The 13,670-nt window shown below is 76.0% G+C and carries 14 protein-coding genes; 8 read left to right on the top strand and 6 right to left on the bottom strand.

The window, feature by feature from the left end; genetic code table 11:
• Positions 1–83 precede the first annotated feature (83 nt).
• Positions 84–506, bottom strand: a complete 423-nt coding sequence (locus tag ACI79K_RS16025; protein WP_456600180.1) for a MerR family transcriptional regulator — start codon at positions 504–506, stop codon at positions 84–86.
• Here ACI79K_RS16025 and ACI79K_RS16020 point away from each other — a divergent pair.
• Positions 505–1,317, top strand: coding sequence for an alpha/beta fold hydrolase (locus ACI79K_RS16020; RefSeq protein WP_456600179.1), 813 nt, complete (start codon positions 505–507; stop codon positions 1,315–1,317). The two genes, ACI79K_RS16025 and ACI79K_RS16020, sit on opposite strands and share 2 nt — an antisense overlap.
• Positions 1,318–1,380: 63 nt before the next feature.
• On the opposite strand, the gene ACI79K_RS16015 is transcribed toward ACI79K_RS16020, so the two are convergent.
• Together ACI79K_RS16015 and ACI79K_RS16010 are read right to left on the bottom strand one after the other, a co-directional pair.
• Complete coding sequence (locus ACI79K_RS16015; RefSeq protein WP_456600178.1) at positions 1,381–1,935, bottom strand: DNA-directed RNA polymerase subunit alpha C-terminal domain-containing protein; 555 nt, start codon at positions 1,933–1,935, stop codon at positions 1,381–1,383.
• Positions 1,936–1,989: 54 nt separating this feature from the next.
• Positions 1,990–3,219 (bottom strand): saccharopine dehydrogenase family protein, encoded by a 1,230-nt coding sequence (locus ACI79K_RS16010; protein WP_456600177.1) that lies wholly within the window; start codon positions 3,217–3,219, stop codon positions 1,990–1,992.
• A gap of 145 nt (positions 3,220–3,364) precedes the next feature.
• On the opposite strand from ACI79K_RS16010, the gene ACI79K_RS16005 reads away from it, so the two are divergent.
• Together ACI79K_RS16005 and ACI79K_RS16000 are read left to right on the top strand one after the other, a co-directional pair.
• A complete protein-coding gene (locus ACI79K_RS16005; RefSeq protein WP_456600176.1) occupies positions 3,365–4,999 on the top strand; it encodes a glycoside hydrolase family 13 protein in 1,635 nt (544 codons plus the stop codon).
• A gap of 70 nt (positions 5,000–5,069) precedes the next feature.
• Positions 5,070–6,671 (top strand): diguanylate cyclase, encoded by a 1,602-nt coding sequence (locus ACI79K_RS16000; RefSeq protein ID WP_456600175.1) that lies wholly within the window; start codon positions 5,070–5,072, stop codon positions 6,669–6,671.
• Positions 6,672–6,693: 22 nt separating this feature from the next.
• Here ACI79K_RS16000 and ACI79K_RS15995 read toward each other — a convergent pair whose 3' ends face one another.
• The gene (locus tag ACI79K_RS15995) at positions 6,694–7,527 is read right to left on the bottom strand and encodes an HpcH/HpaI aldolase/citrate lyase family protein (protein WP_456588302.1); all 834 of its coding nucleotides are present in this window, start codon (positions 7,525–7,527) and stop codon (positions 6,694–6,696) included.
• Positions 7,528–7,684: 157 nt separating this feature from the next.
• Here ACI79K_RS15995 and ACI79K_RS15990 point away from each other — a divergent pair, with 157 nt between their 5' ends.
• On the top strand, positions 7,685–7,903 hold the full coding sequence (locus ACI79K_RS15990) for a hypothetical protein (RefSeq protein WP_456588303.1): 219 nt from the start codon (positions 7,685–7,687) through the stop codon (positions 7,901–7,903).
• Positions 7,904–7,952: 49 nt separating this feature from the next.
• On the opposite strand, the gene ACI79K_RS15985 is transcribed toward ACI79K_RS15990, so the two are convergent.
• The gene (locus ACI79K_RS15985; protein ID WP_456588304.1) at positions 7,953–8,981 is read right to left on the bottom strand and encodes an LLM class flavin-dependent oxidoreductase; all 1,029 of its coding nucleotides are present in this window, start codon (positions 8,979–8,981) and stop codon (positions 7,953–7,955) included.
• A gap of 55 nt (positions 8,982–9,036) precedes the next feature.
• Entirely contained in the window at positions 9,037–9,639 is a 603-nt protein-coding gene (locus ACI79K_RS15980) for an AAA family ATPase (RefSeq protein WP_456589660.1), read from the bottom strand.
• Positions 9,640–9,881: 242 nt separating this feature from the next.
• Between ACI79K_RS15980 and ACI79K_RS15975 the strand changes: the two genes are divergently transcribed.
• Genes ACI79K_RS15975 through ACI79K_RS15960 form a run of 4 tightly spaced genes read left to right on the top strand, consistent with a single transcriptional unit; the run spans position 9,882 to position 13,571 of the window.
• Positions 9,882–10,568, top strand: coding sequence for a hypothetical protein (locus ACI79K_RS15975; RefSeq protein ID WP_456600174.1), 687 nt, complete (start codon positions 9,882–9,884; stop codon positions 10,566–10,568).
• A 35-nt stretch (positions 10,569–10,603) separates the two neighbouring features.
• Positions 10,604–11,641: an AAA family ATPase gene (locus tag ACI79K_RS15970; RefSeq protein WP_456600173.1), complete on the top strand. Its 1,038-nt coding sequence runs from the start codon at positions 10,604–10,606 to the stop codon at positions 11,639–11,641.
• Positions 11,638–12,618 carry a DUF58 domain-containing protein gene (locus ACI79K_RS15965; RefSeq protein ID WP_456600172.1) on the top strand — a complete coding sequence of 327 codons (981 nt, stop codon included), beginning with the start codon at positions 11,638–11,640 and terminating at the stop codon, positions 12,616–12,618. Before ACI79K_RS15970 ends, ACI79K_RS15965 begins: the two co-directional genes overlap by 4 nt.
• Positions 12,615–13,571 (top strand): VWA domain-containing protein, encoded by a 957-nt coding sequence (locus tag ACI79K_RS15960; protein ID WP_456589664.1) that lies wholly within the window; start codon positions 12,615–12,617, stop codon positions 13,569–13,571. Before ACI79K_RS15965 ends, ACI79K_RS15960 begins: the two co-directional genes overlap by 4 nt.
• Positions 13,572–13,670 lie beyond the last annotated feature (99 nt).

Here is a 13,670-nt window from a genome sequence, read left to right as displayed (position 1 = left end):
GGCGCGACGCGACGCGACGATGGAGCAGGGGGTGCTCGTCGCGACAGGCCGCCATCACGACGGACCCACGACGTCGAGCAAGGTCAGCGCCCGGCGTCCACCCCCGCCGCCTGCAGGTAGCGGCCGAGGGCGGCGCTGTTGTCCTGCAAACAGGCGATCCGCGCGTCGATCTCGCGTCGAGTGGCCACGAGGGTCGCGATGAGGTCGGGGCGGGGCTCCAGCTCGGGCCGCTCGCCCCGGGCGCATGGCAGGACGTCGCGGATGACCTCGGTGGACAGACCCGCAGCCAGCAGCCCCTGGATCTGGCTGACCGTCAGCGGCGCGTCGCCGGGGAACTCCCGATAGCCGTTGGCCGCGCGCGCCGGGGTCAGCAGCCCCTGCTCCTCGTAGTAGCGCAGGGCTCGCGGACTGACGCCCGTCCGCCGAGCCAGCTCACCGATCCGCACGGCGCTCTTCCCTCCGCCCTTGACCTTCACGTCGACGTCAGACTTTACGGTCGCCGCCATGTCCACCGATCAGCGATCCCTGCGCCTGCCCCGCGCGGCCACTCCGGCCCTGCCCGCTGTCGTCACCGGCACGGGACCGGCCCTCCTGCTCCTGCACGGCGCCGGCGGCAGCCCGCAGGACAACTACCCGTTCCTGGACGACCTGGCTTCCGACCACACCGTCGTAGCGCCCTACCTGCCCGGCACCGCCCCCGCTCCACTGCCCGATGGACCACTGGACGTCGACCTGCTCGCCGACCAGGTCGTCGCCACCGCGGACGCCGCGGGGGTGGACACCTTCGCCCTGTCGGGCTACTCGCTCGGCAGCGCCCTCGCGATCCGCGTGGCCGCCCGACACCCGGAGCGGGTCACCGCGCTGGTTCTGACCGCCGGCTTCGCTGCCGCCCGCCCGTCGCCCGCGGCGACCAGCCGGCTGTGGCAGCGGCTGCTCGAGCAGGACCCCGTCGGCGCCGGCTGGGTCGTCGCGGCCCTGTTCCCCGGGGATGCCGCGCTCCACGCCCTCGGCCGGGACGCCACCGCCCAGCTGGCCCGGGACGTCACCGAGCACCTACCGGCCGGCGCACGCGCGCAGGTCGAGCTGGTCGGTCGCGTCGACGTCACCGCCGACCTGCCCCGGTTGGCCGCACGCCGTCTTCCGGTCACGCTCGTCGTCCCCACGCGCGACCGGCTGGTCGACCCCGCACATTCCGCAGACCTCCAGGCCGCCCTGCCGCACGCGGTCCGACACGAGCTGACCACGGGTCACGACGTCGCCGGCGAGGCCCCGATCGCCTGGCTGCAGATCCTTCGAGCCGCGGGCACGACGCCCTGATCCCCCGCGGCGCCCTCGAACCGACCACCGCCCCCGCCGCCGACCCGCCCGTCCGGGAAGCGCCTAGCCGAGCAGCCGGCGTAGACAGCGGACGGGCGTGGCGAGGACGGCCCGGGCGACGTGCACGCCCAGCCGCAGCAGGTCGGTGTAGTCGGGCGGACGGACGGTGGCACCCGCCCCTGGCCGGCCGGGAGACGGCCGGTCGTCCGTCGCCGCCCGGGCCGCGGCGACCGGCGGGGCCGGCGCCGGCGTCTCGGTGAGGAGCAGGTCGACCGCCGACCGGCGTCGTGGGGCCCGGAGCGAGTCGAACGACGGGATGGCCGGCGCCACCGGACCGTCCTCCTCGGACGGCTCGCCATCGGTCGGCTGCCCACCGGCCGGCCCGCCCACCGCCGCGCCGGCGCCCGGCAGCTGGGCCGGCGGCTCGGGGACGACGGCGCGGATCGCCGCGACCAGGCCCGGTCCGAGGCCGGCGACGTCGCTGAGCTCCCGCCGGGTGAGCGCGGCGAGCGCCTCGACGTCGGTGATCCCCGCCCGGGTCAGCGCGCTGACCGCGCGCGTCGGCAGACCCAGGTCACGGATCGTCCCGGCGGGCTGTCCCGGTGAGCTGGTCGGCATGTCGGCCAACCCTAGCGATGCCGGCCCGCGGTCGCGCCGGCGGCGGCAGCCCGGTCAGACCTCGGTCACCTCGTAGGTGTGCCCCGCCGCGCGCAGCCGCTCCACGAGGACCTCCCCCAGCGCCGTCGCCGGCGTCAGCGAACCGGCCCGGTCGGGCAGCCGCTCCCCGTCGAGGGCGAGCGCCAGCGCGGCCTCCCCGAGCATGACGGCGGTGGCGGCGTACCCCGGGTCGCCGCTGCCCGCGGCGGTGGCGCGGTAGCGGCGGCCGCTCTCGGTCGTGGCGTCGACCACCATCCGGAACCAGCCCTTCCGCCGCACGGCCTCGCTCGGGCCGGTGCCCGGCGCGGGGAGCACCCGGTCCAGCACCGCACGGGTGGGCGCCAGGCTCATGGCGGACACGGTGGCGACCAGCCCGGCGGAGACGCCGGCCGCGGCGACGGCGCCGAGCGGCCCGCGCCCCACCCCCATGACCTCGCCGTAGCGCATGTCGCGCCCGTAGGCCCAGCCCTGCAGCGCGTTGCTCCGCCGCACGATGCGGGTGTTGAACGGCGCCATGACGAAGGCGGCCGTCCAGCGCCCGTCGTCGGTCCGGCGTGGCAGCGCACCGTCGAGGGGCTGCGGGGTGTCGGGCTCGGCAGCCCGGTCGGGGCTCAGGCCGAACGGGTCGCCGACGACGCGACGCAGCGACGGGTTCTCCTGCATCGCCTCCACCTGGGCGCGCATCGAGTCGATCGTGCCGCCGCTGAGCCCGCCCCGGGCCGTGGCCACCAGCTGGACGTCGCGCAACCCTCCCGCACCGTCGGCCGCGGCCCGCCGGCCCAGCAGGAGGACGCTGAGGTCGGAGGGGACGGAGTCGTAGCCGCAGGCGTGGACGAGGCGGGCGCCGGTCTCCCTGGCGACGGCGTCGCAGCGCTCGATGGCGTCACGGACGAACAGGACCTCCCCGGTCAGGTCGGCGTAGTGCGTGCCGGCCCGGGCGCAGGCCTCCACCACCGGCAGCCCGTAGCGGGCGTAGGGGCCGACCGTGGTGACCAGCACGCGGGTGCTGCCGGCGAGCGCGGTCAGCGACGCGGAATCGGTCGAGTCGGCCTCGACCAGCGCCCAGTCGCGGCCGGCGGCCGGGAGGGCGTCGCGGACCTCCTCGAGCCGCCGCCGGGAGCGCCCGGCCAGCGCGATGCGGGTTCCCTCCGGGGCGTGCTCGGCCAGGTAGGCCGCGAGCAGCCGCCCGACGAAGCCGGTGGCCCCGTAGACGACGAGGTCGTAGGTCCGTGCGTCTTCAGCCATGCGGCCATCCTGACCCGCCCGGGGAGCGCCGGCAGCCCGCGCTCCCCCCGGGCGCCACCTCACGGCGAGGTCACGGAACGGCACACGGGTCACTCCGACCTCCCCCGTGCGCAAGGAACTGCGGGGAGGTGCCGATGGAGGTCGCATGGCAGTGCGGCTCGCAACGGTGCGGACCGCGACCCGGCAGCAGGTCGCGGCCCAGACGTCGACGTCCCCGTGGTGGCGGTCGGCGGTGGTCTACCAGGTCTACCTGCGCTCGTTCGCCGACGGCAACGGCGACGGCATCGGCGACCTGGCCGGCCTCCGCTCCCGGCTGCCGTACCTGGCGTGGCTGGGGGTCGACGCGGTCTGGATCAACCCGCACTACCCCTCCGGTGGTGCCGACGGCGGCTACGACATCGTCGACTACCGCGCCGTCGACCCCGAGTACGGCGACGTCGCGGACCTGGAGGCGCTCGTCGCCGAGGCCCGCGCGCTCGGCCTGCGGGTCGTGCTGGACGTCGTCCCCAACCACACCTCCGACCGGCATCCCTGGTTCCAGGCCGCGCTGGCCGACCCGGACTGCCCCGAGGCGTCGCGGTACCACTTCGCGCCCGCGTCGGAGGAGCCGCCGAACAACTGGCGCTCGCTCTTCGGCGGCCCGGCGTGGTCGCGCACCCCGGACGGCCGCTGGTACCTGCACCTGTTCGCCCCCGAGCAGCCCGACCTCAACTGGCGCGACCCCGCCGTCGCCGCCGACTTCGAGCGGACGCTGCGCTTCTGGCTCGACCGCGGCGTCAGCGGATTCCGCGTCGACGTCGCCTACGGCCTGTTCAAGGACGCCGGCCTGCGGGACAACCCGGGCGCCTACTCCCCCACCCTGTTCGGGCACGGCCCCGAGCAGGCGATGACCTGGAACCAGCCCGAGGTGCACGACGTCTGGCGCCGCTGGCGGTTGATCTGCGACGAGTACCCGGAGACGATGCTCGTCGGCGAGGTCTGCCTGGCCGATCCGCACGAGGTGGCCCTCTACTCGCGGCCCGACGAGATGCACCAGTCCTTCAGCTTCCGCCTGCTGAAGTCCCCGTGGTCGACGGAGGCCTTCGCCGACGGCGTGCGGAGCGCGCTGGACGCGTTCGGGCAGGTGGGCGCACCCGTTTCCTGGGTGCTCGGCAACCACGACAAGGACCGGCAGGTCACCCGGTTCGGTGGTGGTGCCGTGGGCACCGCCCGTGCCCGCGCCGCCGCGCTGCTCATGCTGGCCCTGCCCGGCTCCGCCTACGTCTACGCCGGCGACGAGCTGGGCCTGCCGCAGGCCGACGTCCCCGACGAGGCCAAGCGCGACCCGATCTTCTTCCGCAGCGGCGGCGCCCGCAGCGGACGGGACGGCTGCCGCGTGCCCATGCCGTGGAACCCCTCGCCCGGCGTGGGCTTCTCCGCCGGGACGGCGGCCGAGCCCTGGCTGCCGATCCCCGACGAGTGGAGCCGGTACGCGGTGTCCCGCCAGGCGCGGGACGGTGGGTCGATGCTGACCCTCTACCGCCGCGCCCTGGCGCTGCGCGAGGCCCACCCGGCCCTCGGCTCGGGCGAGGCCACGGTCAGCACCCGGGGCGACGTCCTCACCGTCCGGTGCACGGCCGCCGACGGCAGCGTCGTCCGGTGCGTGGTCAACATGGGCACCGGGACGACGCTCGTGCGCACGCGCGGCACCGTGCTGCTGGCATCGAACACCAGCGTGCGGCGGTCACCGGGCACCGTGGCGCTGCCCCCGCACACGGCGATCTGGCTCGCCGAGAGCTGAGCTCCTCCCAACGGGGTATGTCCGCGCCCTGGGGTTGGAGCCGTCGCGGCGACGGGCCGATGGAGGTCCGGTGACCAGCGTGGCGGAGAGATCCGGTGGGGAAGGCGGCTCCGTCGTCCCCGCACCGGCTGCCGTCGATGCCGGGGCCGTTGGGCTGTGGGAGCGGATCGCCGAGCTGGAGGACCGCTCCCGATTCGACGACGACGGCTTGGAGGAGCGGGCCGAGCAGGCTCTCGCCGACGCTCGCGAGGTCGGGACGGCCGAGCTGGAACAGCGCGCCCGGCTGGTCCAGGCCGACCTGGTGCGGCGCCGCGGCAACATCGCCGAGGCAGGCCGGCTGGCCCGGGAGATCCAGCGCTGGGCTGCCGACCGCGGCTTCCGCTGCCTCCTGGCGCGCAGCCACTTCGTGCTTGCCGCGGTGTTCCAGGAGCTGGGCGATCTCTCCCTGGCGCTGGAGAACGCCGTCCGCGCCGTCGAGCTGCTCGACGAGGACGTCCGGCCCCAGCAGCGGATCGACCACCACGCCCGGCTGGCCGACTGCCTGGGGCTCAACGGCGACCTCGCCGCGCGGGAGCGCTACGACCACGTGCTCCAGCTCGCCGACGAGATCGGCGACGTCGACCGGCAGGTGCTGGTGCTCAACAACCGCTCCTACTGCGAGATCCTCTCCGGTCACTTCGAGGAGGCCCTGGTCTGGAGCACGAAGCTGCAGGACCTCGCGGCACGGCACGGCGTCCCCCTCCGAGTCGGTCGGCTGGACACCGTCGGCCGCGCGCTGCTGGAGCTGGACCGGCTGGAGGACGCCGAGGCCGCACTGCTACCCGGTCTGCACCCGGACGTCCTCGACGCCTCGCTGGACGGTGACGCAGGCGCGGACTTCCTGCTGACCCTCGCCGAGGTCCGCCGCCGCCGGGGGCACCTCGACCGGGCCCGGGACAGCCTCGACGAATGCCTGCGCCGCTGCGAGCGGTACGGGCTGACGTCCATCCGCGTGCGCGCCCGCCGGGAGAAGGCCGAACTGCACGCCGCCGCCGGGGACTTCCGGGCCGCGTACGAGGAGCACCGGCAGTACTCCGACGAGCTCGTCGAGCTCCAGTCGGCCGAGCGCGACGCCCGGGCCCGGGCGTTGCAGGCCATGTACGAGACCACCGAGGCCCGCCGGCAGAGCCGGCGGTACCGCGAACTGTCGCTGCGCGACCCGCTCACCGGCCTCTACAACCGCCGCTACGTGGACGACGAGCTGCCGCGCGTGCTGGCCGCGCACCCCGGCGAGGTGACGGTGGCGCTGCTGGACCTCGACCACTTCAAGCAGATCAACGACACGTGTTCGCACGAGGTGGGCGACCGGGTGCTGCGCACCGTGGCGGAACTCCTCCAGGCACACGGCCGTCCGGACTCCGGCCCTGGCGGCGCGTTCGTCGCCCGGCTCGGCGGGGAGGAGTTCCTGCTCGTGCTGACCGGCACGGACCCCGCCACCGCGACGCGGCACCTCGAGGACCTCCGCCGGGCCATCGCGGAGCACCCGTGGGGAGAGCTGACCGGTGGCCTGCCGGTGACCGTCAGCATCGGCACGGCCGGCGGCGGCGCCACCGCGGCGGACGCGCTCGGCCGGGCCGATGCCGCCCTGTACACCGCCAAGCGGCGGGGTCGGGACCGCGTCGTCGCGTCCTAGGTCCCGTCCCGCCGCGCGACGGTCAGACCGGTTCGACGCCGAACACCCCGGCCAGCCGCTCGATCTTGCGCGCGCGGGCGAGCCGGGGCAGGTCGCTCCCGTCGCGGATCACCTGACCGCGGGCGTCGAAGTCGGCGAGGAAGTCCCGCGCCCACGCGACGTCGGAGGGGGCGGGGCTGATGACCTCGTTGATGACCGGCAGCTGCTCCATGTCCAGGCACAGCTTCCCGGTCAGCCCCAGGGAGACGGTGACCGCGGACTGCTCCCGGAGCACCGGGAGGCTGCTGCTGACCGTGGGGCCGTCGATCGGGCCGGGGAGCCCGCCGATGCGGCTGGCCACCACCAGGCGCGAGCGGGGGTAGGCCATGGCCAGGTCGTCGGCGCTCGTGCCGGTGTCGCGGCGGTAGTCCCCGCTGCCGAAGGCCAGCCGGAACGCACCGCGGGCGCGGGCGATGTTAACGGCCTCCTCGATGCCGAGCGCGGACTCGACCAGGGCCAGGACCGGCGTCGCGCCGCCGAGGCGGTCGAAGGTCTCGGTCACGTGCTCGGCGGCCTCGGCCTTGGCCAGCATCACGCCCAGCAGCCCCGGCACCCCGGCGAGCGCGGCGACGTCGTCGGCCCAGAACACGGTGGAGTGGTCGTTGATCCGCACCCAGGCGCTGTTGCCCTCCTGGGACAGCCAGGCGATCACCCCGTCGCGGGCCTCGCCCTTGTGCGCCGGATCGACGGCGTCCTCGATGTCCAGCACCACCTGATCGGCTCGCGACGCGTGCGCTCCGTCGAACAGCTCCGTGCGGGCGCCGTTCACCAGCAACCAGGAGCGGGCGTCCTCGGGGCCGACCCTTCTGCTTCTCACCACCGGTCCATCCTCGTACGGATCCGCTCCCGGCACCGCCCGGCGCGCCCGCGCCGATCCGTTCGGATGACCTGACCGGTCCCCGCACGCGGGTGTTCCCCGGTCCCCCTCGGGTACGCCGGGCAGGCACGGACGACCCCGGACGAGAGGAGCAGACGTGACCGAGGGAGACCTGGAGCAGACCGGCACCGGCGACGCCGCCAAGCGCATCGGCCAGGCGCCGACGACCACCGATGTCACCGACCCGGAACGCTCGTCCCGCAACACCGCCGCCGGCTCCGGTTCCGAGCCCGGCGAGGGCCCCGTGCAGCCCGCGGCCGACGAGGGCGTCGACCCCTCGGCGAGCATCGAGCCGCACAACGAGGGCCTGGCCTGAGCCCGCGGCCCGTCGCTGGCTCCCCTCGGGGGCTGGCGACGGGCCGCCGTCAGGCCCCGGCCACCCGGGGGGCGACCTCGGTACCCAGCAGCTCGATGCCGCGCAGCAGGTCCTCGTGCGCCAGCCGCGGGTTCGTCATCTGCAGCGCCACCCGGTCCACGCCCCCCAGCTGCTCGGAGACCCGCCGCAGCTTGGCGGCCACGGTCTCCGGGTCGCCCATGAAGAAGGCACCGTCGGGCCCGCTGGTCGCGTCGAACTGCGCCCGGGTCGGGGGCGCGAAGCCCCGCTCCCGGGAGATCTTCGCGAACATCTCGTGCCAGCCAGGATAGATCGTGTCCGCGGCCGCCTGGGTGCTCTCCGCGACGAACCCGAACACGTGCAGTCCGACCTGCAGCGCCTCGGGCGGGTGCCCGGCGTGCTCACCGGCCCGCCGGTACAGGTCCACCAGCGGGGCGAACTGCCGCGGCTCGCCACCGATGACGGCCACCATCAGCGGCAGCCCGAGCAGCCCCGCCCGGGCGAAGGACTCGGGAGTGCCCCCGACGCCGACCCAGATCGGCAGCGGGTCCTGCAGCGGGCGCGGGTACACCCCCTGACCGGTCAGGGCCGGCCGGTGCTTCCCCGACCAGGTGACGTGCTCGGACGCCCGGATGCGGAGCAGCAGGTCCAGCTTCTCGGCGAACAGCTCGTCGTAGTCGGCGAGGCTCAGCCCGAACAGCGGGAACGCCTCGGTGAACGACCCGCGGCCCACCACGAGGTCGATCCGGCCCCGGGAGATCAGGTCGAGGGTGGCGAACTGCTGGAAGACCCGGACCGGGTCGGCGGCGCTGAGCACCGCGACCGCGCTGCCGAGGCGGATGCGCGAGGTCCGCGCCGCCGCGGCGCCGAGGATCACCGGCGGCGCGGAGTCGTAGTACTCGCTGCGGTGGTGCTCCCCGATGCCGAACGAGTACAGCCCCACCCGGTCGGCGAGCTCGATCTCCTCCAGCAGGTGGGCCATCCGCTCCTCCGGGCCGATCAGCCGTTCGGTGCGCGGATCGGTGACCGCCGCGACGAAGCTGTCGACGCCGACGTGCATGGGCCGTCCTCCTGGGGCTCGGAGCGGGGCGGGGCCGGCCGGCCCCGCCCTCCAGTCAACACCGGGACCGCGCCGGCCGCGCCCGCTCCCCCAGCACGGCGTCGCACGTCAGCTCCGCCGCCGCCGGCCGGTCGACGACGATCGCGGTACCGGCCTCGGCGGGGGCGTCCGCCAGCCGGGCGAGGTAGCCGCGCCAGCGGTGCTCGTGACGCCGCATCCGCGCGTCGGGAAGCGTCCGGCCGCGGGTGCGCTGCCCCTCCTGGGCGAGCTCCGTGGGCACGTCCAGCAGCACCAGCCGCACCGACCGGCCGGCGCAGCGGGCCGCCCGCAGCACCGCCGCCCGCCACACCGGGCTGGTCCAGGGATCGGTGAGGACGACGACGGACGACCCGCCGGCGACGTGCCGCAGGACCCGCCACCGGTGCACCAGGTGCACCCACGGGCGGAGCACCCGGTAGGGCACGCCGATGCCCGTTCCGCGGACCCGGGCGGCGACGTCCTCGGAGTCCAGGGCGGTGAGCGGCCCGCCACCGCCGTGCGCGAGCAGGCGTCGCAGCAGCGTGGTCTTACCGCTCCCAGGCAGCCCCGCGAGGACGACCAGGCCGTACCCGGTCACCGGGTCCGTCCCGAACGCCCCCCTGATCGGTGCCCTCACCATGCCGTCTCCTCCGTATGCCCGGGTCGACTGTGCGCCCGGAAACTGCCGCCGGCGTGTGGCCTCGCTGGGAACCGGCTGGACGTCTCCTGGTGGTTGGGCCACCGGGCCGCGCAAACTCACAGCCGTCGCGCACCCGGTGATCAGCGGAGTTCCAGTTCGCGCACCCACGGTGGTGCTCCGAGGACGGCGCCGCAGTGCCCCGCGAGGGGGTGGCCGCGGCCCGTCGGACGAGGAGCACTCCCGTGCAGGAATGGGTCTTCGACCGGGACGGCGCGCTCACCCCGCGCTCCACCGGCACCGCACCGGCAGGCGAGTCGCCTGCGCCCGCACCCCCGGACCGCACCCGGCGTTCGAGGGGCCGGCGCCGCCGCTGGGCCGCAGCCGGCGCGGCCGCCGTGGCCGTGCTCGGCGCCGGGGTGGGGTTGGCCGTGGCGGCCGGCTCCCCGGCGCCGGAGACCACCGCGGCGGCGGCTCCGACCGACGCCGACGACCAGGGCGCGACGGAGGGCAGGCGGACCGGCCGGCTCCCGGCCGACCCGCAGCCGGACGAGGACGCGACCGCGCAGGAGGAGAGCCCGACCGGCTCGACGAGCACCCGGTGGTCGGCTCTTCACGAGGAGCAGGAGCTCCAGCAGCCCGACGGCAGCACGGTCACCATCGCCGTCCAGGGCGGCACCGTCACCGCGCTGGACACCGGTTCGGTGACCGTGCAGAGCTCCGACGGGTTCACCCGCACGTACGCGGTGACTTCGGGGACCCGTATCGCCTGCACCGCCCTCGCCGTGGGGGACCCCGTCCTGGTCGAAGCCGTCGTCGACGGCGGGACCGCCACCGCCACGACCATCCGCCCGACGGCCGGCGGCCGCGGCCTCCCGGGTGGCGCCACGTCGCCCGACACCGAGACCCAGGAACCCACGCAGGGCGCCTGAACCGAACCGCTCACCCAGGATCCGAGGAGGACCCGTTGTCCGACACCCGCTCCCTGCCCACTCCCCCGGCGTCCGCCGCGCTGCTCGAGCACGCCCTGATGGAGGTGAAGAAGGTCGTCGTCGGCCAGGACCGGATGGTCGAGCGGATCGCCGTGGCGCTGCTGGCCCGCGGGCACTGCCTGCTCGAGGGCGTGCCCGGCGTCGCGAAGAGCCTGGCCGTCGAGACGCTCGCCCGGACGGTCGGCGGCAGCTCGGTGCGGCTCCAGTTCACCCCCGACCTGGTGCCGAGCGACATCGTCGGCACCCGCGTCTACCGGCCCTCCCAGGAGCGCTTCGACGTCGAGCTCGGCCCGGTGTTCGCCAACCTGGTGCTGGCCGACGAGATCAACCGCGCCCCGGCCAAGGTGCAGTCGGCGCTGCTGGAGGTCATGGCCGAGCGGCAGGTCTCCATCGGCGGTGTCACCCACCCGCTGCCCGACCCCTTCCTGGTGCTGGCCACCCAGAACCCGGTCGAGAGCGAGGGCGTCTACCCGCTGCCCGAGGCGCAGCGCGACCGCTTCCTCATGAAGGTGGTCGTGCCGCACCCGACGATGTCGGAGGAGATGGAGATCGTCCGCCGCATGTCGGTGCGCCCGCCGGGGGCCGAGCAGGCGCTGACGCTCGAGCAACTCGTCGCGCTGCAGGACGCCGCCGAGGCGGTGTTCGTGCACCACGCCATCGCCGAGTACGCCGTGGCCCTGGTCATGGCGACCCGCGAGCCGGCGGCGTGGCGGCTGCCGGAGCTGGCGCGCCTCATCGGCGTCGGCGCCTCGCCGCGCGGCAGCCTGGGCCTGGTCCGCGCGGCGCGCGCGCTGGCCCTGCTGCGCGGGCGCGACTACGTCGTCCCCGAGGACGTCGCCGACCTCGCCGTCGACGTCCTGGCCCACCGGCTGGTGCTCTCCTACGAGGCGCTGGCCGACGGGGTGACCGCGGAGGAGGTCGTCGGCCGGGTGCTGGCCACCATGCCGCAGCCGACGGTGGCCCCTTCGCAGCACACAGTCGTCCGCCCGGACCTGCAGCGGGTCGTGGCATGAGGCCGCTGCCCCCGCCGCCGGACGCACCGGAGGCGCAGGTCTGCCGGCTGACGCTGGAGGTGTCCCGCCGCCTCGACGGGGTGCTGCAGGGCGGCCACGTCCGGCTCACCCCCGGTCCGGGCAGCGAGCCGGCCGATCCGCGCCTGCACGCACCCGGGGACGACGCCCGCCGCATCGACTGGGCGGTGACCGCGCGCACCGGGGAGACCCACGTCCGCACCACGACCGCCGACCGGGAGCTGGAGACCACCCTGGTCGTCGACCTCACCCCGTCGATGGCGCTGGGCACGCGGCGCACGGAGAAGCGGGCGCTCGCCCTGGCCGTGGCCGGCGCCCTGGCGCAGCTGACCAGCGCGCACGGCGACCGGGTGGGCGCCGTCCTGCTGACCGCGGACGGCGTCCGGCGGGTGCCGCCCCGGGCGGGCCGCACCGCCGCGCTCGCGCTGCGGCACGTCCTGTCCAGCACGCCGCGGGCCGCCGACGGCCGGGGCGCCGACCTCGCCGACGTGCTCACCGAGCTCGCCCGCCCGCCCCGCAGGCGCGGGCTGGTGGTGGTGCTGAGCGACCTCGCCGAACCCGGCGGCGCCGGCGACGAGCCCCGCTGGGCCCGGGCGCTGCAGCTGCTCGCCCAGCGCTGCGACGTGGTCGTCTGCCACGTCCAGGACCCGCTGGAGACCGAGCTGCCGGCCGTCGGCACCCTGCACGTCGTCGACGTCGAGACCGGCCGCCAGCTGGAGGTGCGCACCACCCGGGCGGTGCGCGACCGGTACCGCGCGGCGACTGCGGCCCGCACCGGGGCGCACCGGGCCGCCGTGCTCGCCGCGGGCGCGGGCCACGTGCTGCTGCGCACCGACCGCGACTGGCTGCCCGAGCTCGCCCGCCACCTGTCCGCCCGGCGCACCTCGCTGCGCCGGCGCCGGGCCGCCTCGCCGGCCCGGCGCCCGTCGCCCCTCGTCCACCCGGGAGCATCCGCATGACCGACCTGTCGTTCGAGGCGCCGTGGCGCCTCCTGCTGCTGCTCGCCGTCGCGGCCGTCGCCGTCGGCTACCTGGTCGCGCAGCGGCGCCGCACCGCCTACGCCGTCCGGATCGCCGACGCCGACCTGCTGGCCTCCGTCGCGCCCCGGGCCCCGCGCTGGCGGCGGCACGTGCCGGCCGCCCTGCTGGTGACCGCGCTGGCGTTCATGGTCACCGCGTTCGCCAAGCCGGCGGCCGCGGTGGAGGTGCCGCGCGAGGCGGCCACCGTCGTCGTCGCCATCGACACCTCGACCTCCATGCAGGCCACCGACGTCGCGCCGTCCCGGTTCGTGGCGGCGCAGGCGGCCGCGGTGGAGTTCGTCGAGCAGCTGCCCGAGGGCATCGACGTCGGGCTGGTGAGCTTCTCCGGCACGGCCGTGGTGGAGGTCGCCCCGACCGACGACCACGAGGCCGTCGTCTCGGCCATCGAGGAGCTGCGGATGTCCCAGGGGACGGCGATCGGCGAAGCGGTCGCCGCGGCGGTCGCCGCCGTCGGCCAGGCCCCGGTCGAGGACGGCGCGGAGCCGGTCCCGGCGTCGATCGTGCTGCTCTCCGACGGCACCAGCACCCAGGGCCGCTCGGTCGAGGACTCCGTCGAGGTGGCGACGACGGCCGGCATCCCGGTCTCGACCATCGCCTACGGCACGTCCGACGCCGACGTGAGCGTGCAGGGACAGCGGGTGTCGGTGCCGGTGGACACCGCTGCCCTGGCGGACCTGGCGGCCGCCACCGGCGGGCAGGCATACACCGCCGAGAGCGGCAGCGAGCTCGAGGACGTCTACGCCGACATCGGCGAGCAGGTGGGCACGACCACCGAGCGCGAGGACGTCTCCTCGGCCTTCGCCGGGGTGGCCCTGCTGGTCGCGCTCGGCGCGGCCGGCGGGTCGCTCGCCTGGTCGCCCCGGCTGCCCTGACCCGTTCGCCCGCACCCGACGCGGGGGGGGGGGGGGGGGGGGGGGGGGGGGGGGGGGGGGGGGGGGGGGGGGGGGGGGGGGGGGGGGGGGGGGGGGGGG

Source organism: Blastococcus sp. SYSU DS0616, assembly GCF_054051015.1.
This window is presented reverse-complemented; position numbering and strand designations above follow the sequence as displayed.